Annotated in this window: 26 protein-coding genes; 12 read left to right on the top strand and 14 right to left on the bottom strand. The window is 42.1% G+C overall.

Features of this window, described 5'->3' with window-relative positions; translation table 11 throughout:
• Window positions 1-2 precede the first annotated feature (2 nt).
• From KHA99_RS12130 to KHA99_RS12100, 7 genes are all read left to right on the top strand, one after another.
• Entirely contained in the window at window positions 3-644 is a 642-nt protein-coding gene (locus KHA99_RS12130; RefSeq protein WP_213118001.1) for a response regulator, read from the top strand.
• A 230-nt stretch (window positions 645-874) separates the two neighbouring features.
• A complete protein-coding gene (locus tag KHA99_RS12125) occupies window positions 875-2,104 on the top strand; it encodes an efflux RND transporter periplasmic adaptor subunit (RefSeq protein WP_213117697.1) in 1,230 nt (409 codons plus the stop codon).
• Complete coding sequence (locus tag KHA99_RS12120) at window positions 2,088-2,771, top strand: ABC transporter ATP-binding protein (protein WP_213117696.1); 684 nt, start codon at window positions 2,088-2,090, stop codon at window positions 2,769-2,771. Before KHA99_RS12125 ends, KHA99_RS12120 begins: the two co-directional genes overlap by 17 nt.
• Entirely contained in the window at window positions 2,768-3,973 is a 1,206-nt protein-coding gene (locus KHA99_RS12115; protein WP_213117695.1) for an ABC transporter permease, read from the top strand. Before KHA99_RS12120 ends, KHA99_RS12115 begins: the two co-directional genes overlap by 4 nt.
• Window positions 3,974-4,172: 199 nt before the next feature.
• Complete coding sequence (locus KHA99_RS12110; protein WP_213117694.1) at window positions 4,173-4,958, top strand: amino acid ABC transporter substrate-binding protein; 786 nt, start codon at window positions 4,173-4,175, stop codon at window positions 4,956-4,958.
• Window positions 4,959-5,033: 75 nt separating this feature from the next.
• A complete protein-coding gene (locus KHA99_RS12105) occupies window positions 5,034-5,693 on the top strand; it encodes an amino acid ABC transporter permease (protein WP_213117693.1) in 660 nt (219 codons plus the stop codon).
• Window positions 5,694-5,710: 17 nt separating this feature from the next.
• Window positions 5,711-6,457 carry an amino acid ABC transporter ATP-binding protein gene (locus KHA99_RS12100; RefSeq protein WP_249366603.1) on the top strand — a complete coding sequence of 249 codons (747 nt, stop codon included), beginning with the start codon at window positions 5,711-5,713 and terminating at the stop codon, window positions 6,455-6,457.
• Between the two features lie 53 nt (window positions 6,458-6,510).
• On the opposite strand, the gene KHA99_RS12095 is transcribed toward KHA99_RS12100, so the two are convergent.
• Both KHA99_RS12095 and KHA99_RS12090 read right to left on the bottom strand, forming a co-directional pair.
• Window positions 6,511-7,245, bottom strand: a complete 735-nt coding sequence (locus tag KHA99_RS12095; protein WP_213117692.1) for an urease accessory protein UreH domain-containing protein — start codon at window positions 7,243-7,245, stop codon at window positions 6,511-6,513.
• Between the two features lie 316 nt (window positions 7,246-7,561).
• Window positions 7,562-9,037, bottom strand: a complete 1,476-nt coding sequence (locus KHA99_RS12090) for an alanine/glycine:cation symporter family protein (protein ID WP_213117691.1) — start codon at window positions 9,035-9,037, stop codon at window positions 7,562-7,564.
• Between the two features lie 362 nt (window positions 9,038-9,399).
• Between KHA99_RS12090 and KHA99_RS12085 the strand changes: the two genes are divergently transcribed.
• Window positions 9,400-10,317 carry an urea transporter gene (locus tag KHA99_RS12085; RefSeq protein ID WP_213117690.1) on the top strand — a complete coding sequence of 306 codons (918 nt, stop codon included), beginning with the start codon at window positions 9,400-9,402 and terminating at the stop codon, window positions 10,315-10,317.
• Window positions 10,318-10,359: 42 nt separating this feature from the next.
• On the opposite strand, the gene KHA99_RS12080 is transcribed toward KHA99_RS12085, so the two are convergent.
• The 9 genes from KHA99_RS12080 to KHA99_RS12040 form a co-directional block, all read right to left on the bottom strand.
• Complete coding sequence (locus KHA99_RS12080) at window positions 10,360-10,575, bottom strand: hypothetical protein (RefSeq protein WP_213117689.1); 216 nt, start codon at window positions 10,573-10,575, stop codon at window positions 10,360-10,362.
• Window positions 10,576-10,635: 60 nt separating this feature from the next.
• Window positions 10,636-11,307, bottom strand: coding sequence for an urease accessory protein UreH domain-containing protein (locus KHA99_RS12075; protein ID WP_213117688.1), 672 nt, complete (start codon window positions 11,305-11,307; stop codon window positions 10,636-10,638).
• Window positions 11,308-11,381: 74 nt separating this feature from the next.
• Entirely contained in the window at window positions 11,382-12,206 is an 825-nt protein-coding gene (locus KHA99_RS12070; RefSeq protein WP_213117687.1) for an urease accessory protein UreD, read from the bottom strand.
• A 2-nt stretch (window positions 12,207-12,208) separates the two neighbouring features.
• Complete coding sequence (gene ureG, locus KHA99_RS12065; protein WP_213117686.1) at window positions 12,209-12,820, bottom strand: urease accessory protein UreG; 612 nt, start codon at window positions 12,818-12,820, stop codon at window positions 12,209-12,211.
• 22 nt (window positions 12,821-12,842) lie between these two features.
• A complete protein-coding gene (locus KHA99_RS12060) occupies window positions 12,843-13,529 on the bottom strand; it encodes an urease accessory protein UreF (protein WP_213117999.1) in 687 nt (228 codons plus the stop codon).
• A complete protein-coding gene (gene ureE, locus KHA99_RS12055; RefSeq protein ID WP_213117685.1) occupies window positions 13,519-13,977 on the bottom strand; it encodes an urease accessory protein UreE in 459 nt (152 codons plus the stop codon). The genes KHA99_RS12060 and ureE overlap by 11 nt, the downstream gene beginning before the upstream one ends.
• Before the next feature lie 11 nt (window positions 13,978-13,988).
• Window positions 13,989-15,701: an urease subunit alpha gene (ureC, locus tag KHA99_RS12050; RefSeq protein WP_213117684.1), complete on the bottom strand. Its 1,713-nt coding sequence runs from the start codon at window positions 15,699-15,701 to the stop codon at window positions 13,989-13,991.
• Window positions 15,698-16,027: an urease subunit beta gene (gene ureB / locus KHA99_RS12045; RefSeq protein WP_213117683.1), complete on the bottom strand. Its 330-nt coding sequence runs from the start codon at window positions 16,025-16,027 to the stop codon at window positions 15,698-15,700. Before ureB ends, ureC begins: the two co-directional genes overlap by 4 nt.
• Before the next feature lie 23 nt (window positions 16,028-16,050).
• Window positions 16,051-16,353: an urease subunit gamma gene (locus tag KHA99_RS12040; protein WP_213117682.1), complete on the bottom strand. Its 303-nt coding sequence runs from the start codon at window positions 16,351-16,353 to the stop codon at window positions 16,051-16,053.
• Window positions 16,354-16,589: 236 nt separating this feature from the next.
• Between KHA99_RS12040 and KHA99_RS12035 the strand changes: the two genes are divergently transcribed.
• From KHA99_RS12035 to KHA99_RS12020, 4 genes are all read left to right on the top strand, one after another.
• Window positions 16,590-17,486: a DMT family transporter gene (locus KHA99_RS12035; RefSeq protein WP_213117681.1), complete on the top strand. Its 897-nt coding sequence runs from the start codon at window positions 16,590-16,592 to the stop codon at window positions 17,484-17,486.
• Window positions 17,487-17,672: 186 nt separating this feature from the next.
• Window positions 17,673-18,749, top strand: a complete 1,077-nt coding sequence (locus tag KHA99_RS12030) for a BMP family lipoprotein (protein WP_213117680.1) — start codon at window positions 17,673-17,675, stop codon at window positions 18,747-18,749.
• A gap of 37 nt (window positions 18,750-18,786) precedes the next feature.
• Window positions 18,787-19,896, top strand: a complete 1,110-nt coding sequence (locus KHA99_RS12025) for a PfkB family carbohydrate kinase (protein WP_213117679.1) — start codon at window positions 18,787-18,789, stop codon at window positions 19,894-19,896.
• The gene (locus tag KHA99_RS12020) at window positions 19,893-20,804 is read left to right on the top strand and encodes a pseudouridine-5'-phosphate glycosidase (RefSeq protein ID WP_213117678.1); all 912 of its coding nucleotides are present in this window, start codon (window positions 19,893-19,895) and stop codon (window positions 20,802-20,804) included. The genes KHA99_RS12025 and KHA99_RS12020 overlap by 4 nt, the downstream gene beginning before the upstream one ends.
• Window positions 20,805-20,844: 40 nt before the next feature.
• Here KHA99_RS12020 and KHA99_RS12015 read toward each other — a convergent pair whose 3' ends face one another.
• The 3 genes from KHA99_RS12015 to KHA99_RS12005 all read right to left on the bottom strand — a co-directional run bounded on the left by KHA99_RS12015 (window position 20,845) and on the right by KHA99_RS12005 (window position 24,349).
• On the bottom strand, window positions 20,845-21,777 hold the full coding sequence (locus KHA99_RS12015) for a cation diffusion facilitator family transporter (RefSeq protein ID WP_213117677.1): 933 nt from the start codon (window positions 21,775-21,777) through the stop codon (window positions 20,845-20,847).
• A gap of 147 nt (window positions 21,778-21,924) precedes the next feature.
• Complete coding sequence (locus KHA99_RS12010) at window positions 21,925-23,988, bottom strand: heavy metal translocating P-type ATPase (RefSeq protein WP_213117998.1); 2,064 nt, start codon at window positions 23,986-23,988, stop codon at window positions 21,925-21,927.
• Entirely contained in the window at window positions 23,978-24,349 is a 372-nt protein-coding gene (locus tag KHA99_RS12005; protein WP_213117676.1) for an ArsR/SmtB family transcription factor, read from the bottom strand. The genes KHA99_RS12010 and KHA99_RS12005 overlap by 11 nt, the downstream gene beginning before the upstream one ends.
• Window positions 24,350-24,906 lie beyond the last annotated feature (557 nt).

The raw sequence follows: 24,906 nt of genomic DNA, 5'->3' as shown, positions 1-24,906 counted from the left end.
TGGTGCATCCATATCGTATTATTATTGCTGATGACCATCCCCACGCACGGGAAGCCATCGTTACCATGCTTGAGGATGACTCTACTTTTCAAATTGTAGCGAGTGCCAAGAACGGTATGGAAGCCATCGAACTTTGCGAGAAACATATCCCAGACATTGTCTTGATGGATATTGAAATGCCCGTGATGAATGGTTTAGAAGCCACAAAAATGATCAAAGAAAAATTCCCCTATATTAAAGTTATCATCCTGAGTGTTTCCGACAATGTTGCAGATTTGTTTACCGCCGTACAATACGGTGCCCAAGGCTATTTGCTAAAAAATATGGATCCTGATGATTGGCTCCAATATCTGCATTCAATCGTAGAAGGAACGAGTGATGCCACACGGGGAATGGCAGGAAAACTTCTTTACCAATTCAGAGAAAAGGACCTTCAGGTTTCCCCTTCCACAAGATCGCTGACTCCCCGTGAAAAAGAGATTCTGTTATTGCTTACAGAAGGGATAACCAATAAACAAATTGCGGAGCATTTATTTATTGCGGAAAACACGGTGAAAAATCATATCAAAAACTTATTGGAAAAACTAGGGCTGGAGAATCGTGTCCAGCTTGCTTCCTATGCTTTAAAACATTTGAAAGCGTAAAAAGGCTCTTTTAGTAAAATCTAAAGGGGTCTTTTACTTCTTTATGACACCATCCTTTCCAGACTATTTTTTCTAAAAATTGAACCCAATCAGTTTAAAATCTCGTCATAATAATAGATAATTTTCCAATTATCTATTAAATCTCCCATATTTATATTTTTATTGTAATATTTACCAAATAATTTATAGTTAATATGAGAGAAAAATAAATTACTAGACGGGGGTTCATTGTGAAAAAAAAGGTTTGGATTTGGATTGTATCGATTATTGCAGTATTAATCATCGGGGGAACGACCGCTTATTTTATTACTAAGCCACAGAGTCAAATGGCGGGAGCGGAACCAAAAACAACAATGGGAATTACCGTTCAAAAAGTGAGTCAGAAAGAACTTGCCCAATCTATTCTCGTAACCGGGAAAATTGTACCGGAAAGTGAGCAAAAGGTCTTTATCGATCCCCAAAAAGGGGCGATTAAAGAAATTAAGGTAAATGAAAACCAGGCAGTCAAAGCCGGTGATGCGCTGGTAGTTTACGATTCCGCCAAAATAGAAAACGAACTTACTAGAGCCGCCCGCAGCAAAGATTTGCTCACTAGCAGGGCAAAAACAGAGCAAAATCAAATTGCTGACCTAACGAAGCGCCTTAATGATGCGAAGAAGAAATTGCAGACACAGGCTTCCAATTCGGAAAGTACGGAAGAGGCTCCTGTAACTCAAGAAAGTGTAAATCAGCTTTCGAATGAAAAAATCCAGTTGGAAATGCAATATGAAAGCACAAAATCCGAAATTGCCACTGCCGAAGATCAGATTAAAGAGCTTACTGCTCAAAAAAATGACATGACGGTTGTAAGCAAAATGGATGGCATAATCGTGAAGGTTGACCCTAACGTCGCCAAAACGGAAACCGGTTCAGCAGAACCTGTCATCCATATTATTTCAAGTCAGCCATATAAAGTGATTGGGACTATGAGCGAATTTGACGCTGTCAAAATTCAGCACGGGCAGCCAGTCATTATTCGCCCAAAAGTGTATAAAGACCGGGAATGGAAGGGTACGATCGAATCTGTTTCCCAATTCCCTACGGAAGACGGCGGAGGCGGCGGAGAATTCGGCGGACCTCCAGGCGGAGGCAATGTGACGATGTATCCGTTTAAGGTCGCGATTACCGATGATACTTCGGAGCTGCGGCAAGGCTTCCATGTTTCATTAGAAATTAAAGTGAGCGGCGCCGAAAAACCACTTGCGGTTCCACACCCAGCGCTTGTCGATGAAGGAGGCGCCAAAGTTGTCTATGTTTTAGTGGATAGAAAGTTGGAAAGACGTGAAGTGAAAACAGGCGCAATGAATGATGAATTAATCGAAATTAAGGATGGAGTAAAGCTGGGTGAGCTTGTCGTGATTACGCCAAACGAACAAATCCATGATGGAATGGAAGTGACCTCTTTTGATGAAGTTAAATAAAATCACGAAGGTTTATGGAAAGGGGTCACTCGAGGTTCCAGTCCTCCATGGAATTGATTTAACCATTGAAGATGGAGAGTTTATTGCGATTATGGGGCCATCGGGGTCTGGAAAGTCCACCTTAATGAATATCATTGGGTTTTTGGATTACCCGACATCTGGAACCTATGAATTGAATGGCGAAGTTATCAGCTCCGCAAAAGAGAGCATCTTGGCAAAATTGAGAAATGAGCATATTGGCTTTGTTTTTCAACAGTTTTTTATGTTCCCCAGGGATAATGCTTTGAAAAATGTTGCCTCCCCGCTCATATATGCTGGGATATCAAAACGGGAAAGAACCGAGAGGGCGAAGCAACTGCTGACCAAGGTCGGCTTGGAAGACCGCATGAAGCATCTCCCCAGCGAATTGTCCGGAGGTCAAAAACAGCGGGTCGCCATTGCAAGAGCTCTTGTCAACAATCCTACAATTATTCTAGCAGATGAGCCAACCGGGGCTCTTGATTCAAAAACAAGCGCCCAAATCATGAAGCTATTTACCCAGTTGAACGAGGAAGGAAAAACGGTGATTATCGTTACCCACGAAGAAGAGATAGCAGCCTACGCGAAGAGGATTATTACAATAAAAGATGGCATGATTACCGATGACCGGAGTGTGGTGGCCTCATGAATATATGGGAAAGCTTTAAAATCGCCCTTTCTTCCATTTGGAATCATAAGGTACGGTCTATTCTAACAATGCTGGGGATTATTATCGGGGTTGCCGCTGTTATCATTATAGTAGCAATCGGACAAGGTACAAGAACTAAAATGACGAATGAATTTTTCGGTACTGATAAAAATGCCATTAATATTTTCTATGAATACATCCCTCCAGAGGGAGAAGAGCCAACATTTTGGATGGAACCTGAGCTGACAAACGAAGATGTCCAAACACTTGCTGAGGTCCCCGGCGTGAAAGCGGTTATTGCGACTAACCAAGGCTTTGGCATGATGGTGCGTAATGATGTACAGGGAGACATGCAAATCACCGGTGTTGGTGCTGAATACTTCTCTGCCAGAAAAATCAGGGTACAGGAAGGCCGTGCCTTCTATGCGGCAGATAATGACGGGCTAAATCGGGTAGTCATGATTGACACTGTTGCCCGGAAGAAATTCTTCAAGGAATCTGAAAATCCCATTGGTGAAATTATTGATTTAAACGGCAATCCTTATAAAGTAGTTGGTGTCTATGAATCACCTATTCCTGAGCAATTCCGGAACAAGGATAACGGTGAAATGATGATGCCTCGGGCTGTCATTTCGATGATGTTTGGCAATAGGGAAATTGAACAATTATCTGTGATTGCAAGTGATCCTGAGAAAGTTTCAGTGACTGGCAGACTGGCCGCAGAAACCTTGACAGAAAAAAAAGGACTAGAAGATGGGAAGTATACAACCAATAGCTTCGAAGATTATGAAAAGGAATTAAATAAGATGATTTCGTTGCTGACACTGCTGATTGGAAGTATTGCAGGTATTTCTCTCTTAGTTGGCGGGATTGGCGTCATGAACATCATGCTTGTATCTGTCACGGAACGAACAAGAGAAATTGGCCTTCGAAAAGCAATCGGTGCTACAAGGAGAAAAATCCTCCTGCAATTTCTAATCGAAGCGATCACTCTAACCTCTTTAGGCGGCCTAATAGGCATGGGGTTAGCCGCAATCGGTACGATTATTGTGTCTAAATTATCTCCTATCACAGCCACAATGAGTCCTTTAATCGTGTTAATAGGAATCAGTTTTTCTGCCTTTATCGGGATTATTTTCGGCATCCTCCCTGCTAACAAAGCATCCAAGCTTAGTCCAATTGATGCATTAAGATATGAGTAAATACTTTGGTAAAAAGCTCCGACAAAACTGGTCGGAGCTTTTTCCTTTTAAAAAAACGGCTTAAATCAAGAGGTTAAATTTTCGTAATATTGTTATTATTATTCTCATATTGCATTAGATGATATTTTAGTATTATAATATGGTAGTGTGATAAAGTACTAAAGCAATTAAAATTAAATATAAAGGTGGTTTCTATAGAATGAAACGTATCGCAACTATGATTCTAGCAATAGCTGCAGTATTCGCCATCGTAACGGGATGCTCTTCTAATTCTGCTGAAAAGGCTGCTAAGGCTGATGACACGTTAGTAATCGGTATTGATGATAAATTTGCTCCGATGGGATTCCGTGATGAAAAGAACGAAATCGTTGGTTTTGATATTGATTTCGCAAAAGCAGCGGCTGAGAAAATGGGCCAAAAGGTTAAGTTCCAGCCAATCGATTGGAAAACAAAAGAATCCGAATTAAGCTCCGGCCGAATCGACCTTATTTGGAACGGTTACACCATTACAGATGAACGTAAAAAGAAAGTTCTTTTTACAAAGCCTTATTTAAAAAATGCGCAGGTAGTTGTTACCCGCTTTGATTCTAATATAAAAAAATTAGCTGATTTAGAAGGGAAAGTGGTTGGCTTACAATCTCTTTCATCTGCATCTGATGCCTTAGATGCTAATCCAATTAAAGACAAAATCAAAACAGTGACAGAATTTAAAGATAATGTTCTTGCACTGAACGACCTAAAGAGCGGCAGATTAGATGCTGTTGTCATTGATGAGGTTGTAATAAAGTACTATATGTCTAAAGAAAAAGAATCCTTTAAGATTCTTGATGAATCCCTTGCTCCTGAAGAGTATGGAATTGGCGTGAAAAAAGGAAATGAAAAGCTTCTAGATAAACTGCAAAAAGCACTGGATGAAATGAACGAAGACGGCACTGCCGCTAAAATTTCAGAAAAGTGGTTTGGCGAAGATAAAGTTTTAAAATAATAATAATAATAACGAAGATTATACGGAACAGGATTTCCATAGGAAACCCTGTTTTGTTTTTGGAGGAATCCTTCTATGTCTTTTGATTATATCGTCTCCATTCTTGGTCCGATGCTCGAAGGGGCCCAGATGACCATCCTGTTGTTTTTAATTGCCATTGCCGTATCTATTCCGCTTGGCTTTTTATTGACACTGGCTGTCAGAAGCCGCTTTAAGACGCTTTCCAGGCTTGCCCAAACCTATATTTATGTGATGCGCGGCACACCGCTTTTGTTGCAGCTACTATTTATTTGTTTCGGTCTGCCGATGATTCCGGTCATTGGCGAATATTTGGTATTAGACCGCTTCGTTGCAGCTTGTTTAGGGTTTATCCTGAACTATGCCGCCTATTTTGCCGAGATCTTTCGCGGAGGGCTTCTGGCTATTGATAAAGGACAATATGAAGCTGCACAGGTTCTTGGCTTAAATAAGTTTCAAACAATGACTCGTGTCATTTTACCGCAAATGTTCCGCATTGCTCTTCCGGCCGTAGCGAATGAATCAGTGACTTTGGTTAAAGATACCGCCCTGCTTTATGCCGTTGCTGTACCAGAATTGCTCCACTTTGCCGAGACAGCGGTAAACCGCGATTTTACTATTGCGCCTTTTCTTGTTGCCGGTATTATTTATTTAATCATGACGTTAATCTTAACCATGTTCTTTAAATGGATTGAAAAACGGTTCAATTTTGCATAGGAAAGGAGCAGTGGAATATGGCAATCATCGAAGTAAAGAATCTAAAAAAATCGTACGGCCATTTAGATGTTTTAAAACAAATTACCTTTGATGTAAATAAAAATGATGTGGTCGCTGTCATCGGCCCCTCCGGTTCTGGTAAAAGTACAATGCTTCGCAGCCTGGTACAGTTAGAAACAATAGACGGCGGCAGCATCTGTGTTTCCGGAGATTATTTGGTGAAGGATGGAGTCTATTCTAAACCAGCCGACATCAAGAATATTACCGCCAAGATGGGCATGGTGTTCCAACACTTTAACCTTTTTCCACACTTAACGGTCAAGGAAAATCTGGAACTAGCGCCTAAATTGGTAAAAAAGCAAGCACCATCAGCCATTCAACAGCAAAGCAAAGATATTCTTGAAAAAATTGGTCTCTCTAGTCATGCCAATGCCTACCCATCCAACTTATCGGGGGGCCAAAAACAGCGGGTAGCCATCGCCCGAGCACTGATGATGAATCCTGATATCCTTCTGTTTGATGAACCTACTTCCGCCTTGGATCCAGAGTTAACAGGTGAGGTTCTACAAGTAATGAAAGATTTGGCCAAAGAACACATGACAATGATTGTGGTGACCCATGAAATGGGCTTTGCAAAAGAGGTAGCCAATCGTGTTATTTTTATGGATAATGGTGAGATTGTAGAATCTGGCCATCCAGCTGAGCTTTTCGAAAACCCGCAGCATGAACGGACGAAGGCTTTCTTGAATCGCAGTTTGAAATAATTATAATATATTCTTAATTAACAAAGGCAGTATGTCCAATCATACTGCCTTTGTTATAAGGACCAATAAGTTAATGTATCAAAAATCCCCAAAAGCAGCATGACAATTCCCGCTGACCTTTGAATGAATGCCCCGAACTTTCTACCCTTTTTCATGATCATACCGCTTCCGCCAAGGTACCAAATGATCAACATGATAATTAATAATGGGATGGCCGTCCCTAAGGCAAATACTGGAGGAAGAATAAATCCATACGGACTAGAGAGCACAACTGGCATTAAGGTAACAAAAAACAGAATAAACATGGTCGGACAAAAGGCAAGTGAGAAACTAAACCCAAGCATAAAGGATCCAAAAGGATTTTCATGTTTGTACTCTTTCGTTGCCTTAAAGAGATTGAATGTCCCTCTAAATTTTATGATTCCTACCATAAATAGTCCCACAAAAATTAATAAGGGTCCCATTATCTTGCGAAGCCATGGAAAAACAAAGGTAAGGTTTTGTTCAATTTCTTTTCCAAGCAGCCAAACCAAAACACCCAATAGAGAAAAAGCGATTATTTTTCCCAGAGTAAAAAAGAAAACATCCTTCCAGGCAATTTTCTGTTGAATCGAACGGTTGCCATAAAGGGTGATGGCACTAATATTCCCGGTCAGCTGGCAGGGCGCAAGCGCTCCTACTAATCCAAGAATTAACGCGAAAATAATCGGCCATGATTCTAAACTATTCGCCATTTCAAAAAACGGTTGGCTTAACACTGCACTGATTTTGCTAAATAAATTGTACATGATATCACCTTACATACCATTTTTATAGAATTAGTCTAACATACAAACATTCACGTTTTATGGAGAAAAAATGACGAAATTAAAACCTTTAGGAGATTTGCCCTCTTAAATTCGGTGCTTTAGATTTGCTTTTTTTAAAATCAGGGAACTTATTTTTCTGTTAGACCGCTTATATAGAGTGGATAAATCCCGGTCGAGAACAACTGTCGGCTTCGGGCAGGGCACTTGCTTTATCATAAAATTAAGGAAATAAACAAAGGCAACAGGAAATTGTTACTCACCCTGTTGCCTTTTCCTGCTTTATAAACTTTTCTGCTTAATTTGCTACACGTTTCTTTCCATCTTTTTCTGACTTTTTATAACCATCAGCCCAGAAATCTGCATTCTTGATACCCAATTTAGTTGAATTGAACTCCGGATCTAGCCCTTGCTTCAGCTGTGCTTCATAATCCTTTAGAGCAATATGTGCTGGTTTGAATAATAAAAGAATTGCCAGCAAGTTCAACCATACCATGATTCCAAGTCCGATATCCCCCATGGCCCACGCTGTTTCCGCGGTCTTTACTGATCCATAGAAAGTGGCACCTAAGAGGACAATCTTTAAAACTGTCATAGATAATTTCCTATTTTTACCCTTTACTAAATATGCAAGATTTGTTTCCGCAATATAGTAGTAGGCAAAAATAGTTGTGAAAGCAAAGAAGAATAGAGCGATTGCAATGAATCCTGAACCTAATCCAGGCAGGATGGTATCAACTGCTGCTTGCGTGTAAGCAGGACCACTCTCCACTCCCTTGAGGTGCTCAACTAGGATTTTGCCCGTTTTTTCATTAATAGTATTATACGAATTTGTAAATAGAATCATAAATGCAGTCGATGTAACGACTAGGAATACATCAAGATAAATCGAAAATGCTTGTACAAGTCCTTGTTTTGCCGGGTGTGATACTTCTGCGGCAGCTGCAGGGTGGGCACCTGTACCTTGTCCTGCTTCATTCGCGTATAGACCGCGTTTTACACCCCACATTATGGTAGAACCGAGAATTCCGCCAAACATTTCTTCCGCTCCGAAAGCACTCTTAAAAATAAGGGAAAATACTTCAGGAATTCTATCAAAATTAACCGCAATGATGGCAAGAGCAATTAATAAATATCCCCCGGCCATAAACGGGACGACAAATTCTGCGACTCTAGCAATCCGCTTAACTCCTCCGAAAATAATAAGCCCCATTAGGAACACAACTACTAAACCAGTTACCGTCCTGTCAATGCCAAATGCATTGCTGACGCCCTCTGCAATGGAGTTTGCCTGAATGCCCGGCATCAATACCGCCATAGCAAGGAGAGTGGCAATCGCAAAAATAACCGCAAACCATTTCCAACCAAGCCCTTTTTCAATATAGAAGGCCGGACCGCCTCGATACTCTCCGTCTTGCTTTTCCTTGTAAATTTGTGCAAGCGTTGATTCCACAAAAGCGGATGCTGCACCAATAAAGGTAATCACCCACATCCAAAACACAGAACCTGGTCCTCCGAATGCAATTCCCGTTGCCGTTCCAGCAATGTTACCGACACCTATACGGCCTGATAATGACATGGCCAATGCTTGAAAGGAAGATACCCCCTCATTGGAACTCTTACCGGAAGAGATTAAACGAATCATTTCTTTAAAATGACGAATTTGCAAAAATCCGGTGCGGACACTAAAGTACAGCCCTACCGCAACGATGAAGACGATGAGTGGCGGGCTCCATAAATAACCTGTAATGCTTGTGACCAGTTTCTCAAACATAAATTTCCCCCTTTGTTATGTACTACAAATTTTCTCCCCCAAAGATGTTATATAACAAGGTGATAAAAAAATTATAAATTAATTGATGATAATATTTCAATAGAATATTTTATCTATTTCGATTTTACTGAAATATCTTTATATATCGACTCTTGGGCTATTTTGGTTTATTTGAACCTTGCAAAAGACCTTTCAAGATTAATTTGGACTAATTAAAGTTTAATTTAACAAGATTACCTTCTTTATCCTCATACTTTCTTCATCCCCGGGGAAATTTATTAAGGGTTTCTTTATAAAATCAAGTTGCTGCTTTCATTCTCTGGAAAGGAGTGGTTGTCAATCATGCCAATACAGGTAATAGTATGAACAGGGACTCATTGAAATGGCTGCTGGTGTCTACCTTAAAAGGAATCTCTCAAGTAATTTTAATTGAAAATGCCATCTCTGGGTTTATTATTCTGGCTGCGATCACCATCTCCTCCGTTTCTCTAGGGGTGGTCACACTTTTGTCAGCTGTTATCGGAACTTTAATCGGAAAAATTGGCGGGGCTGATGCAGAAAGCGTCAATCAGGGTTTATATGGATATAACTCTGTACTTACTGGAATGGCCCTTTCCTTATTTCTAAGCGGTGATGACCGTTTTTTCATCGCTTTGGTTGGTGCTGCCGTTGCATCCGTTTTTACAGCTGCGATGATCCATTTCATGCGGCAAACGGGCATCCCTGTTCTCACCTTCCCGTTTATCGTCCTAACCTGGTTTTTGCTGCTGACAACTTATCGCCTGGTTTCATTTAAGATAAGCCCCAATCTCACCCCGCAATCTTTATCTAATTGGACGTTAAATATCAAAGGGGAGACAAATTGGCTTGACGGTGCCGTGAATGGGATTGGACAAATATTTTTCCTAGATAACAATTTATCTGGAGTGTTACTATTTGTTGCTGTATTTTGGGCAGGTTGGAGATTGGGCGTTTACGCTATCCTTGGGAATGCAGCAGCATTATTAACATCGTACGGCCTTGGGGGAGAGCATCATTTAATTTTTATGGGGCTTTATGGCTATAATGCTATTTTAACAATAATTGCTGTAGCCATTGTTTTTAAGGAAAATGCCCGGTATCCGCTATTAACCGGTATTATCGCTGCCTGTTTAACCGTTCTCATTACCGGCAGCGTCGTAACATGGCTCCTACCCTACGGCCTCCCGGCATTGACCATGCCGTTCGTGTTATGTACATGGCTGTTTTTGGCTGCCAGAAAAGTGATGCCGAGAATTTAATTTTGCGAAAAAAATGGATGCCCGGTACGGGCATCCTTTTCGCTACTCCAAATGCTCTTGCATCATGTCATAGACCTGACTTTCAACAGAACTTACATGCTCTTCTTCAAGCCTTTGTTTGGGGTGGGGCTGGTACCAATGAATTTTATCATCTTTAACCATACCCTTATACTCATGACCATCAATACTTAGTGAGAAATGCGGGTGCTTCTGGACTGAATCCTCAAATAAATGGTTGACTTCAAAATTTTCGAACATACCCCTTACCTCCTTTTTTCAATTAGAGTTTTTCCATTAACTTAAACTCATATGCGGAAGTTACATCCAAAGGTTAAATAAACCATCTTTAACGCCTAAATTATACATATAATAAAACCCAAACACAGTACTTACGGCGCCTGTAGTTAAAATTAAGACCCTACTTGTAACCATTTGCTTCATACTCATAATAAACGGGATTCCTATAATCGTTGTAAAAATTAACATACCAAGGACCGTTCCCAAGCCGAACACAATAATATATAATGCCCCCTGCCACACCGAATGAACCGTGCTCATCGTCAGCAGCACCATCGCCGCACTGCCGGCAAGACCGTGAACAAATCCGATGAATAAGGATTTGTAATATCTACCCCGCTTTCCTATAGGGGGATTATGTACGTGGCCATGTTTCCGGTGAAGCGTGCGGTTTTTTCGAATCGATAACATCGCTGCTACACCTAAGTATACCAGCATAATTCCGACCAAAAATTCCAACGTCAGAGCCCATTTTACCGGAATATCATTTTTCATTAAAATTAAAAAAATCCCAATAATAAATAATGTGGCTGTATGTCCAATTCCCCAAAAAACACCGGCAAGCGAAGCGTGCCAAAGCTTTTTGCTCTGGCTTGCAATCGTCGAAACTGCAATTACATGATCCGGCTCAATCGCATGCCTGATGCCCAAAATAAACCCTAACGCCAATACCGAAAAAAAGGTAACATCCATTTTCTTTCCTCCCCAACTTACTATTATCTATCTATTAAAAACCCGGCAGCCATTTTGGTTTACCGGGTTAACTATCAATATTTTCTGAGAAAGCTTGGTTTCCTGCTAAACCATTCCTCGCTAATCATCCGATGAATGTCCGAAAAAATTTTTTCAATCACCTGAGTGGAATTCGCAAACACGCGTATCGTAAATCCAGGCACCGGCAATGAGGACAGTCCAACTTTATAATCATTTGTATTCATTTCAATTGCCAAATATAACTGGTCAAGCAAGGAACTGTCCGACTGCGTCCCGACCACAAGCATCGAGCCCAAGTGGGAATACCCCTCCATAAAACCGAGACCTCGTAAATTTTGTTGGGATGGTTTTAATTTTATATGGTCGTAAACCACTAGTTCATCATCAATGTAGATCTCATTCAACAATTGGATTGTTTCATAGCTGAAATGGTCTCCTTCCGGTGACCAGCCAGGTGTAATGATGTCCGAATAAAGAAAAGTGGCAGTTTTGTCCATCCGAATCACATTTTTTTGTTTATATTTAGCATTCTGATAAGCAATTAACGGATCAGGAATAAACTCAAGGTAGCTGCCTGCCTGAAGAGTAATCTCTGATTCCTGGTAGGCATACCTTTTCGGCGTTTTATAAATCTTTGTGGCTCCTAGTGTGGTCAGCGTCATCCTCGCATTCTCACCGAGGGATACCTTCATTTGATAGCGGTCACCATCCAAATATCCGCCGCCAGGATTTAATAAATAATAGCAGGCCTGACCGGAATTATCATGGTAAATAGGGCGCATTACTTTAAATGCGCCCTGAAAATACACATTTTTCGCGACAGTCTTTCCTTTCCGTTCCTCTGCTTCGAGATGAAGAACACCTGTCCAGTCCTTCATGGTTAGGCCAATCCTTTTAATAATGCATTTTCCTTTAACCAATCAATCACATTATCCAGCCCTGAATCATCCTTTAGATTGGTAAAGACAAATGGTTTGTCACCGCGGAAAACTTTTGTATCTGACTCCATGACGTCAAGCCTTGCTCCGACATGTGGGGCTAAATCGGTTTTGTTGATAATAAATAAATCCGATTTAATCATTCCTTGCCCGCCCTTGCGCGGAATTTTTTCTCCTTGGGCCACATCAATGATATAGATTGAGAAATCAACCAATTCCGGGCTGAAGGTGGCTGCCAAGTTATCCCCGCCGCTTTCCACAAAAATCAGCTCGACATCCGGGTGTTTTTCTTTTAGTTCGTTGATTGCCGCAAAATTCATTGAAGCATCTTCACGAATAGCCGTATGCGGGCACCCGCCGGTCTCCACACCAATAATGCGGTCAGAAGGAAGTACGCCGTTTTGCATTAAAAATTTAGCATCTTCCTTTGTATAGATATCGTTTGTCACAACTGCCATGCTAATTTCATCATTCAATTTACGTGTTAATTTTTCCACTAACATCGTTTTTCCTGCCCCAACAGGACCGCCTACACCGATTTTAATTGGATCCATAATAAAACTTCCTTTCTTTTATTTATGACATAAAAATTCGTATATTCACACGTTCATGCCTCATTTGGGATAACTCGATACCAGGTGAAACAATGCCAAAGTCCTCTTCATCCATCTGACCTATTTTTTCAACAGCTGCTATTAAAACAGGCTGAATATCATGAAGGATTTTCTGACCTGCCGTCTGCCCTAATGGAATCCCTCGTACGGCATTTTGAACAATGCTGGATACAACTGAATAGAGGTAAAATAAAACAGTTGTTAGTTTTGGTACACCAATATCATGCGCTGTCATCGTAAAGACAATCGCAGGATGACCAAACGATTGCTTTGCGCTAATCCTTTTTCTGTAAATCGCTAGAACAGGTGCATCATATAAAGACTGGACAAGTTCTAACATCCGCTCACCCATTCTTTGGCTGCCCTCCCGCGTTTCCCGCGGCAAATTTTGGACAGTCAATAATCGATCCAGCTTCCAGACCCTAGCAAGATCATCCTCTTCCAATGCCTGATATACAAGATGGCTGGCCAGCCCATCTGAATAGATGAGCTGCTCGTCAATATAAACCTGCAGCCATTGTGAAAAGGTTTCAGAATTATGAACCGTATTCTCTTGGATATAGCTTTCCAAACCGTAGGAATGACTAAAGGCTCCTGTCGGAAAATTGGAATCACAAAGCTGAAACAGTGCTAGTAATTTACTCTCCATGACTATGACCAATATGGCGAAACGCCTGCTTCACTTTTCGGTTTTCCCGTTTATAGGGAATCTCCAGCTCCTTTAACAGGTCTTCTACAAGGTAATCGTATTGCACCATCATCTCATCACCCTCAAATTGGGCTGGAAGGTGCCTGTTACCCAACTGATGGGCGATGGTCCCCATTTCTTTTAAATTACGGGGACCAATGACGATTAAATCATCTGCGATTACGTCAACGACAATCATATTTTTTTCATCCATAAACAACACATCTCCGGCCACAAGATCACGTGGATCCTTCAGGCGAATGCCTATTTCCCGGCCGTGGTCCGTTTTAACTCGCTGAACACGTTTCACGAGATGATCACTTTCAAGGTATACTTTTTCAATATGGCGTCTGAAGATTTCTTCCTTTTCCATATTTTCAATATTGGCTTCAATTCGTTCAATTAACATGCTTTTTCACCTCAAAATAGGAAATATCTTTGTGCCATTGGTAATTTTTCAGCGGGTTCACATGTGATAAGCTCCCCATTCACTCTAACCTCGTATGTTTGTGGATCTACGGAAAGTTCAGGGGTTTCCGAATTGAGCTTCATGTCTTTTTTCGTAAGCTTGCGGATTCCCTGGACAGGAAGAATGACTTTTTCTAAGCCAAGCTTTTCATGAACTTTTCCTTCATAAGCCGCCTGCGACACAAACGTAATCGAGCTCTTGTGCAAGGCTTTTCCATATGCCGCATACATTGGCCGGCAAACTACTGGCTGTGGTGTTGGAATAGAAGCATTGGCATCCCCCATCATTCCGTAGACAATGAAGCCGCTTTTTATTACCAATTCCGGTTTCACTCCGAAGAACGCAGGCGACCAAAGGACAAGGTCAGCAATTTTTCCTACTTCTATCGAACCGACATAGTCAGCAATACCGTGGGTAATTGCAGGGTTAATCGTATATTTTGCAATATAGCGCTTGGCCCGGTTATTATCGGAAAGCTTACTGTCCCCCTGCAAAGTGCCTCTTTGCAGTTTCATCTTATCGGCTACCTGCCAAGTTCGCGTGACCACCTCACCTACCCGCCCCATTGCCTGGGCATCGGAGCTGGTCATACTAAAAATCCCCATATCCTGAAGGATATCTTCAGCAGCAATTGTTTCCTTTCTAATCCGGGAATCGGCAAAGGCGATATCTTCCGGGACGGAAGGATTCAAATGGTGGCAAACCATTAGCATATCAAGATGTTCATCAATCGTATTAACTGTATAAGGAAGCGTCGGATTCGTGGACGAAGGCAGGACATTCATAAAGCTTGCAGATTTGATCAAATCCGGCGCATGCCCGCCCCCGGCACCTTCCGTATGATACATGTGAATAACCCGGTCTTTGACGGCAGCCATCGTATTTTCTACAAAGCCGGCTTCATTTAAGGTATCTGCGTGAAGCGCCACTTGCACATCATATTGGTCCGCCACCTTCAAAGCATGGTCAAGAGCTGAAGGTGTAGCTCCCCAGTCTTCATGAACCTTAAGCCCAATCACACCTGCCCGTACTTGCTCGGCCAGCGGTTCTTCAGTTGCAGCTTGGCCTTTACCGGTCAAACCAACATTTATTGGCAGGCCTTCTACTGCTTCAAGCATACGGTGGATATTCCATTCTCCAGGGGTGACAGTGGTAGCCCTTGAGCCTGCAGATGGCCCTGTACCGCCACCAATTAAAGTTGTCAGTCCCGCTGAAAGAGCAACATCGACTTGGGCCGGATTAATAAAATGGACGTGTGTGTCGATGCCGCCTGCCGTGACAATCATTCCTTCACCGGCAATGATTTCTGTAGAGGCCCCAATAACGATATCTACCCCATTCATCACGAGCGGATTTCCAGCTTTTCCGATTCCAGAAATTTTCCCGTCACGAATGGCAAGATCCGCTTTATAAATTCCCGTATAATCTAAAATAACGACATTGGTAATTACAACATCTGGTATCCCATCACCGCGGGTGACAAGCGGATGCTGTCCCATTCCATCGCGGATGACCTTTCCGCCTCCAAAGACGACCTCTTCTCCATAGGTGGTAAAATCCTTTTCAATCTGAATGATTAAATTGGTATCCGCCAGACGAATGGAATCCCCGGTAGTTGGACCGAACATTTGGGCATATTGCTTACGAGGCATTTCAAAACTCATTTTCCACACCCACTTTCCACAGATCCATCGACTTTATTATTAAAGCCGAAAACCTTTTGTTCCCCTGCAAAACAAACCAATTCCACTTCTTTTTCATCGCCGGGCTCGAATCGGACCGCTGCTCCAGCAGGAATATTCAGCCGTTTTCCAAACGCGTCATCCCTGTTAAAAGTTAGGGCATCATTTACTTCATAAAAATGATAGTGCGAACCAATTTGGACCGGCCGATCACCGGTATTCGTCACCTTTACCCTGTGTATTTCTCTTCCTTCATTACAAATAATCGGATCCTCTTTTAAAAACAACTGACCTGGTTCCCATTCCATTTATGTATCCCTCCTGCTGCCTCTTATCGAATTGGATCATGAACCGTTACAAGTTTTGTTCCGTCGGGAAAAGTTGCCTCTACTTGAATGTCGTCAATCATTTCTGGAATGCCTTCCATGACATCATCACGCGTTAAGATGGTAGCCCCATATTTCATTAATTCCGCCACCGTTTTCCCATCTCTTGCCCCTTCTAGCACTTCATAAGTGATAAGTGCTACTGCTTCGGGATAATTTAACTTCAATCCTCTTTCCTGTCTTCGTCTAGCAAGATCAGCGGCTACCACAATCATAAGCTTGTCTAACTCACGCGGTACTAGTAACACTGCCCAGCCTCCTTTAATAGTTGTCATTTTTGTAAAAATTAACCACCTTCAATAGACTTTCCATATGGACTTCATTTAAACAGGGCTGGCAATTTTTTAATAATATATTTTTTAAAATTTATTTAGAAATTCACTGGACGTTTGCCTCAGCTTGGTGAACACCGCCCAAGTTGTCTATCGAAAATATTATGTTAGAATAGGACAGTTGGCATCCTATGATAGAAAGGGTGGTAAATGTGTTAAAGGCATATGCGTTGCTGACTATCTGTGTAGTAGTATGGGGAAGTAATTTTGTATTCGGGAAAATATTAGTCCAAGATTTCTCTCCAACCCTATTAACCATGTTGAGACTCTTATTTATTGTCCTGTTTTTAAGCGGATTATCCTTTTACAAAAAACAATTTAAACGGGTAAAGAGCAAGGATTTACTCTCGGTTGTTTTTCTGGGGATTATTGGGGTATTTATTAACCAATGGTCTTTTTTTGTAGGCTTACAAACAGCTGACCCGACAACATCGGCCCTTATTTTAGCAACAACGCCCATTTTAACCAGCTTTTTAGCGGCAATTTTCTTGAAGGAACAATTGACCGTTCGAATGTTGCTGGGTTCTGTAGTGGCAATTATCGGTATTTACTTTGTAGTGGCAAAAGGGAATGTGTCTTCCATACAGATTGATCGTGGTTTATTATGGATTGTGTTAACCATGGTCACATTCGCTGTTATGATTATCATGACAAGACTTCTCTCTCAACGAATAGATCCTCTTACGATTACCTTATACTCCAATATGGTAGGTTTGATTGTATCGATTCCTTCCGCTTTTTCATTAGATACTCCCTTACGAATAAGTGCTAATGTATCCGACTGGGCTTTGCTAATTGGAACTGCCGTTGTGGTACATGGTATGGCCGCACTAATATGGAATCAAAACATTCGACATGTTGATGCTTCAAAGGCCTCTATCTTATCTAATTTAGAGCCTTTCGTTGCAATGATTATGGGGTTGGTTTTGCTATACAAACCAATAACGAGTACAGAAATAGCAGGCTCACTCTTGATTGTCGGCGGCGTTGTATTATCTACGTACCAACGGAAAAGATTAAAAAGACTTGGAAGGCAATCGTTAACTTAATGATGAAAAGCCCCAATTTCCCATTTTTTACACTGAGAGATTGGGGCTTTTTTTTTACTTGTTATGTTTTTCGGACATAACAGTTGACCAAAATATATATAGGCGTTATAATACAAACGAAAGTTTAACAAGCAAACAAATGTTTATAAAATCTTCTAAAAACTACAACTTAGGGAGGCACACAAAATGAAAAAGCGTAAAATTGGTTTGGCACTATCACTTGTTCTTGCAGCAGGCACGCTCTTGGGTGCATGTGGAAAAAGTAACGATAACGAGAACACTGGCGGCGGCAAAAAAGACACATTTTCTGTTGGTATGGTGACTGACATCGGTGGTGTCGATGATAAATCCTTTAACCAATCTTCATGGGAAGGCCTGCAAGCATTTGGTAAGGAAAATGGCTTGAAGAAGGGCAGAGGCGGCTATGATTATCTTGCTTCCAAATCGGATGCGGATTATACAACAAATTTAAATACGCTGGTACGTCAAGGGTTTGACCTAGTGTACGCAATTGGTTTCTTAATGCCGTCAGCAGTTGAAGAAATTGCGAAACAACAAAAGGATTCCAAATTTGCTATCGTTGATGCTGAAGTAGACCTTCCAAACGTGGCAAGCATTCTTTTTAAAGAGCAGGAAGCAGGCTTTCTTGCGGGAATTGCAGCGGCCAAGACTACAAAATCTAACCACATTGGATTCATTGGCGGTATGGAAGTTCCCGTTATTGAACGTTTTGAAACTGGCTTCTTAGCAGGCGTTAAAGCAGTGAATCCAGACATTAAAGTTGACGTTCAAATTGCAGGGGCTTTCGATAAGGCCGAGGTTGGACAGGCTATCGCCTCAAAGATGTATTCATCGGGAGCGGACGTCATCTTCCACGCAGCAGGTGCAACAGGGGTCGGACTATTTAAAGAAGCCAAAGACCGAAAGGCAAAAGACCCTAATAAAGACTTTTGGGCAATTGGCGTTGACCGTGATCAAGCAGACATGGGTCAAGATGTTGTCCTTACATCTGCCTTAAAACGCGTGGATGTAGCAGTTAAAGACCTTGCCACTAAAACAAAAGATGGCAATTTCCCTGGCGGTAAAGTAACATTATATGGTTTAGCAGAAGATGGTGTTGGCTTAGCCCCTATCAATCCGAAGGCAGCAAACAAAGCAGACATTGAAACAACAGTTAAAGATTGGGTTGAGAAAATCAAATCAGGTGCTGTAAAGGTTCCTGAAACACTTGATGAATTAAAGACATTTAATCCAAAACAATAACACTTAGGAAGATTAGTGTAATTTATGGGGTGAGTTTGTGCCTGAAAAACTGACTGAGAAAGAACAATTGATTCTCGATTTAATCCGGAACAACCCCTATGTTTCGCAGCAAGAGCTTGCGCAAAATTTAGAATTGTCCCGGCCCTCGATTGCTAACATGATTTCAGGGCTGATCAAAAAAGGCCATATTTTAGGCAGAGCCTATATTTTAAGTGAATCACAGCATGTCATTTGCATTGGCGGAGCTAATATTGACCGTAAATTTCATATAAAAGGGCAGGCACAGCTGGGAACCTCCAATCCCAGCTATGCCACCCAGAATGCCGGCGGAGTTGCCCGGAATATCGCTGAAAACCTCGGACGCCTAGGGTTGGAGGTATCACTTATATCTGCTGCCGGAGCTGATAAGGACTGGACCATCATTGAGGATTCATCCACTCCTTACATGAATTTAGAAACTGTATCCAAATCCCCCGAAAAAGCAACAGGCTCCTACACAGCAGTTCTGGACGCCAACGGTGAATTAGTGATTGCGCTTGCGGATATGGATGTATATGAAACCATCACACCTGAATTGTTGCGGAAGCATGAGGGATTTTTAAAACAATCAAAATGCATCATCGTCGATTTAAACAGTCCGAAAGAAACAGTTCAATACTTATGTCATTTCGCTAAAAGTCATAACTTACCGATTGTTATAATACCAGTTTCATCACCAAAGATGTCACGCTTACCAGATGAACTTGATGGTGTAACATGGCTCATTACGAATCGAGATGAATCAGAAACCTATTTTCAAAACGAAATCAAAAATGATTCAGATTGGAAAAACGCCTTAGAAAAATGGCTGTCTCTGGGAATCTCCAATGTGGTCATAACTAATGGAAAAGAAGGCTCAATGATCGGGAATAAAGAAGAAGGAATTTTCCATGTTCCTCCTATTGAAGTGAAGGAAATCATTGATGTAACTGGTGCGGGAGACGCATTTTCCTCGGCAGTTATTTACTCTTGGCTAGAAGGCAAATCTTTAATGGAAATTGCCAAGGCAGGAAGTATGAATGCATCCAAAACATTGCAATCGCCTTATACAGTTCGTCAGGATTTATCGGCGGAGCAATTACAAAAAGATCTGGAGGAATTATCATGAAAGAATATATAACATTATCAGAAGAAGTACGTACCGCTAAGGAACAAGGAAAACCAATCGTTGCCCTAGAGTCTACGATTATCTCTCATGGCATGCCTTATCCGCAAAATGTCCAAACAGCCCGTGAAGTGGAGCAAATCGTCCGTGATAATGGGGCTGTTCCGGCTACAATAGCCATCATTGATGGAAAAATTAAAATCGGGTTATCCGATGAAGAGTTAGAAATGTTCGGGAAAAGCTCCGGTGTCGCAAAAGCATCCAGACGCGACCTTGCTTATTTGCTTGCGACTAAAAAACTTGGCGCAACTACAGTAGCAGCAACGATGATTTGCGCTGAATTGGCCGGTATCAATATCTTCGTGACCGGCGGTATTGGCGGCGTTCACCGCGGTGCTGAAACCACGATGGATATCTCAGCAGACTTAGATGAGCTTGGACAAACAAACGTGGCCGTCATTTGTGCGGGTGCGAAATCGATTTTGGATTTAGGATTAACGATGGAATATTTAGAAACAAAAGGCGTACCAGTTATCGGTTACCAAACCGATGTACTCCCTGCCTTCTATACACGCAAAAGCGAATTCCCATTAAACCTGCGCGCCGATGATGTCGATGAAATTGCCTCTACCTTAAAAGTGAAATGGGATTTAAACCTAAAAGGCGGTGCAGTAATTGCCAACCCGATTCCTGAAGAATATGCGATGGATGAGGAATTTATTAATGGCGTCATCGAAACAGCATTGAAAGAGGCGGCGGAACGCCACATCACCGGTAAAGATGTGACACCGTTCATGCTCGGAAAAGTGAAAGAACTGACAGAAGGAAAAAGCTTGGATGCCAATATAGCTTTAGTTAAAAACAATGCTGTTGTTGGGGCAAAGATCGCTGTAAGCTTTAATGCGAAGTAATAATGTTAGAACTTTAAAAGGAGCCGTGGTGGCTCCTTTTTTAATTACACGTTCCATGTGGACTCGGACAGCCGATTGCTTCTTTTTCGACCTGGATTGTGCTGTGCTCGATATGAAAGTCATCATGGAGAACTTTCTGTGATTGCGCGAGAATTTCATCATGAACCCCTTCATCATAGATAGTTACATGGCAACTCAAAACCGGGTAACCGGAAGTAATTGTCCAAATATGGAGGTCATGTACTTCTTTGACACACGGGATTTTTCCAAGTGCATCCTTGACCTGATTTATATCAATTTGTGTCGGCGCCCCTTCCATTAAAATATGGAAAGAATCCTTCGTGACCCGAAACCCGCTGATTAGAATCAGCACAGCAACAATAACGCTGGCAATCGGATCGGCGATTCCCCAGCCGAGGAACATGATAAGCAATGCCGCGATAATAGCCCCAACAGATCCTAGCATATCGCCAAGAACGTGGAGGAATGCGCTGCGTACATTCAAGTTTTCATCCTTATCACCCTTCATTAAAATCCAGGCAGCAATAATGTTCACGATTAGACCTGTGATGGAAATGACCAGCATCCCTGTGCTTTGAATCTCCGGAGGATTGAAAAAGCGATGGACGGCTTCGTAAATAATATAAATCGATATTAGAATCAATGTTAAGCCGTTTAACGCAGCCGCAATAATTTCGAATCGTTTATAACCATACGTTTTTTCCTGAGAAACTGCCTTTTCCCCAAGCTTAATTGCGTAAAAGCTCAACCCTAGTGCAGCGGCATCGCTGAGCATATGCCCCGCGTCAGAAAGCAGCGCCAGACTGTTGGTTAAAAACCCGCCGATGACTTCCACAACCATGAAGGCCGCTATTAAAATAAAGGAACTAAATAACGCTTTTTTATTACTTGTATGTGAATGACCGTGTGAATGGCCATGTCCGTGTCCATGATGGTGATGATGGTGACCCATGTTTATCCCCCCATTAGCCTATTTGTACCGGCCTGCGATTTCTCTTTGTCTAAAACGAAAATATTACGATTACGGTTAGTTTTTTCTAATCTTGATTTTTCGATACATACTAGAATATATCTGCCTATCCCACAGGCCCCCTCTTGTTTAATCTTTAACCCGCAAGAGACGCAATCCATTTAATGTGACAATCAAGGTCATGCCCATGTCGGCGAAGATGGCAATCCAGAGGGTCAACCAGCCGGGTACGACAAGCAGCAGAGCCAAAACCTTTACCACTATAGACAGGGTAATATTTTGTTTAATAATCTGCAGTGTTTTCCGGCTTAGCTTTATCGTAAACGGCAGCTTGTTCAAATCATCATTCATTAGAGCGATGTCAGCTGTTTCTAGCGCCGTGTCCGTTCCGGCGCCGCCCATCGCGATTCCAACGGTCGCAGCAGCAAGTGCTGGGGCGTCATTAACACCATCACCAACCATTGCGACTCTTCCAAATTGCGATTTCATTTTTTTTATAAAAGCTAATTTATCCTCTGGTAAAAGTTCAGCTTCAATACTGCTAACCCCTGCATGCTGGCCAATCGATTTAGCCGTCGCTCGGTTATCGCCGGTCAGCATAACGGTCTGATTAATTCCCAGCTGATGAAGACGCTCAATGACACCGTGGCTGCTGTCGCGGACCTCGTCAGCAACGGCAATCAAAGCAAGAATACCTTTTTCCGTACCGACGAGGATCACTGTCTTCCCCTGGTTTTGCAAAAAGGTAATTTGGCTTTGAATCTCCGCGGGGATTTCCTTAAAAAGCTTTGAGTTTCCGACCAGATATTCCGTGCCGTCCACTAAACCCTTGATACCCTTTCCAGTAATTGAAGAAAAGTTTTCAACCACGTATTCGGTGTGTGCAGCTTTTTTTATAATCGCTCCTGCAAGCGGGTGCTGGGACTTGCTCTCCAGTACGGCGACTTTTTCAAGGAGGTTATCGTCCCCGCTAAAATTAATAAAATCGGTTACTACCGGAACCCCTCTTGTCAATGTACCTGTTTTATCAAAGGCAATTGCCCTTAAGGCACCTGTCTCTTCTAAAAAACTGCCACCTTTGATAAGGACCCCATTTCGGGCTGCATTTCCGATGGCCGTTACGATTGCGACTGGAGTAGAAATCACCAGCGCACACGGGCAGCCTACTACCAGTACGGCGAGCCCTTGGTAAATCCACTCCTGCCAACTTGCTCCGAATATAAGCGGCGGCACCACAGCCACCAGTGCTGCAACCGCCATAATGACCGGCGTGTAGTATTTTGCAAACCGGTCAACAAACGCTTGAGACGGTGCCTTTTCCGCCTGCGCTTCCTCCACCAAATGAATAATTTTTGCTATAGTCGTGTCCTCGCTCAACTTGGTGACTTTTATTTTTAAAAAGCCTTCCTCATTGAGCGTTCCTGCGAACACTTCGTCATTGACGGACTTTTCAACAGGGACCGACTCTCCTGTAATCGTAGCTTGATTAACAGAGGACGCCCCCTCGATAATGATGCCATCCATTGCTATTTTCTGCCCTGGCTTGACATGCATGATATCGCCAATTTCAATGTCCTCTGCTTTTAGGGTCATTTCGCGGCCGTTTCTGAGAACTAGCGCTTCCGCAGGCGCGACCTCCATCAGCGATCGAATCGAAGCCCGCGCTTTGTCCATGGAATAGCCCTCGAGCACCTCGCTGATGGCAAACAGAATGACGACCACAGCCCCTTCACTCCATTCGCCGATGATAGCCGCCCCGATAATCGCTATCGTCATCAGCGTTTTCATATCAAACTCAAGACGGGTTAAGTTTTTCAAGCCCGTTTTAAAAAGAGGAAATCCTCCCAGTAAAATGGCGGCTGCAAACAGAAGGTTATTTGTAAAAAGGTACCCGGCAATCATGAACACTAAGGACAGGCCTAGCAACGAATGCCGCTTCCAAAACGGTTCTTTTGTTACCGGTGCCCGCTTTTCCTTTTCTGGGTAGATCGTTAATTTTTCAAACGCGCCAGCTTCATGCAGTTCTTCCAGACTGGCATTTCCATAGACAGTGAGCTTCGAAGCTCCGAAATTAACCTGTGCATCAGCAACACCCTCCAGGTGTTTCACGTTCTTTTCGAACTTGGCGGCACAGCTCGTTCAGGAAAAACCCTGAACGCGGTAAACTTGTTTTTCAAGCGCTTTATCCACGATCCATCACCTCTACCTGGTGCTCAAAGGCAATATGAATTAATTGTTTTACATGGTCATCATCAAGGGAATAATAAACTAACTTGCCCTCTTTGCGGTATTTGGCGAGTCCAAGGCTTTTTAAATGACGTAAGTGATGCGAGGCCGTTGCCGTCGTCGCCCCGACAATATGGGCGACATCACAAACACAAAGCTCGTCTTCGAGCGTAAGTGCATAGGCAATTTTCATTCGCGTCTCATCAGATAATGCTTTAAAAAGCTTGGTGACTTCTAGGATATGCGAGCTGTTCTCAAGCTGCTGCTGGACTCGCGCCGTTTTTTCACTATCCACACAATTAATCTCACAAACATCTCGTTCCTTCATGGTGACACCTTCTTCATTCAAATATTCGTTTGAATATATCATATTCAAATACAGGTTTGAGTGTCAAACATTTTTATTCAAATGGTGATTTGAATGTTTATTTCTGCTTTTTGAAGCTTTTTCATTATGTTTCTTAATAAATAGAGTTGAATCTCCGCGTCTTTTTTCAGATTCTTTAAATGATTTATTTGCGTTCCCTACCCCATTATTTGCGAAATTTCCTGTTTTATTTGCAGTTCTAAAAAAGATGGGTCGACCCCCATTTTTTATTTGCGGATTTAAAAATTTATTTGCGATCCCTCCCCCGTTATTTGCGATTCTAAAAAAGATGAGTAGACCACCATTTTTTATTTGGGAATTCAATAAATTTATTTACGATCCCTCCCCCTTTATTTGCGAAATCCCCTGATTTATTTACGATTCTAAATAAGATGGATTGATCCCCATCCTTTATTTGTGGATTCAATAAATTTATTTGCGATCCCTCCCTCTTTATTTGCGAAATCCCCTGTTTTATTTGCGATTCTAAATAAGATGGATTGACCCCCATTTTTTAT

This window comes from Neobacillus rhizophilus (assembly GCF_018343535.1).
Classification (GTDB): Bacteria; Bacillota; Bacilli; order Bacillales; family Cytobacillaceae; genus Neobacillus; species Neobacillus rhizophilus.
The sequence above is the reverse complement of the archived record's forward strand: the minus strand, read 5'-3'. Positions and strand labels throughout refer to the sequence as shown.

Bases quoted from the DNA above. Each gene is read 5' to 3' on its own strand.
- KHA99_RS12100 (WP_249366603.1), top strand. From the start codon at position 5,711: ATGGCAATCATCGAAGTAAAGAATCTAAAAAAATCGTACGGCCATTTA.
- KHA99_RS12030 (WP_213117680.1), top strand. From the start codon at position 17,673: ATGAAAAAGCGTAAAATTGGTTTGGCACTATCACTTGTTCTTGCAGCA.
- KHA99_RS12110 (WP_213117694.1), top strand. From the start codon at position 4,173: ATGAAACGTATCGCAACTATGATTCTAGCAATAGCTGCAGTATTCGCC.
- KHA99_RS12115 (WP_213117695.1), top strand. From the start codon at position 2,768: ATGAATATATGGGAAAGCTTTAAAATCGCCCTTTCTTCCATTTGGAAT.
- KHA99_RS12020 (WP_213117678.1), top strand. From the start codon at position 19,893: ATGAAAGAATATATAACATTATCAGAAGAAGTACGTACCGCTAAGGAA.
- ureC (WP_213117684.1), bottom strand. From the start codon at position 15,701: ATGAGTTTTGAAATGCCTCGTAAGCAATATGCCCAAATGTTCGGTCCA.
- ureB (WP_213117683.1), bottom strand. From the start codon at position 16,027: ATGGAATGGGAACCAGGTCAGTTGTTTTTAAAAGAGGATCCGATTATT.
- KHA99_RS12085 (WP_213117690.1), top strand. From the start codon at position 9,400: ATGAACAGGGACTCATTGAAATGGCTGCTGGTGTCTACCTTAAAAGGA.
- KHA99_RS12075 (WP_213117688.1), bottom strand. From the start codon at position 11,307: ATGGATGTTACCTTTTTTTCGGTATTGGCGTTAGGGTTTATTTTGGGC.
- KHA99_RS12060 (WP_213117999.1), bottom strand. From the start codon at position 13,529: ATGGAGAGTAAATTACTAGCACTGTTTCAGCTTTGTGATTCCAATTTT.
- KHA99_RS12105 (WP_213117693.1), top strand. From the start codon at position 5,034: ATGTCTTTTGATTATATCGTCTCCATTCTTGGTCCGATGCTCGAAGGG.
- KHA99_RS12015 (WP_213117677.1), bottom strand. From the start codon at position 21,777: ATGGGTCACCATCATCACCATCATGGACACGGACATGGCCATTCACAC.
- ureE (WP_213117685.1), bottom strand. From the start codon at position 13,977: ATGTTAATTGAACGAATTGAAGCCAATATTGAAAATATGGAAAAGGAA.
- KHA99_RS12080 (WP_213117689.1), bottom strand. From the start codon at position 10,575: ATGTTCGAAAATTTTGAAGTCAACCATTTATTTGAGGATTCAGTCCAG.
- ureG (WP_213117686.1), bottom strand. From the start codon at position 12,820: ATGGATCCAATTAAAATCGGTGTAGGCGGTCCTGTTGGGGCAGGAAAA.
- KHA99_RS12070 (WP_213117687.1), bottom strand. From the start codon at position 12,206: ATGAAGGACTGGACAGGTGTTCTTCATCTCGAAGCAGAGGAACGGAAA.
- KHA99_RS12090 (WP_213117691.1), bottom strand. From the start codon at position 9,037: ATGTTTGAGAAACTGGTCACAAGCATTACAGGTTATTTATGGAGCCCG.
- KHA99_RS12005 (WP_213117676.1), bottom strand. From the start codon at position 24,349: ATGAAGGAACGAGATGTTTGTGAGATTAATTGTGTGGATAGTGAAAAA.
- KHA99_RS12095 (WP_213117692.1), bottom strand. From the start codon at position 7,245: ATGTACAATTTATTTAGCAAAATCAGTGCAGTGTTAAGCCAACCGTTT.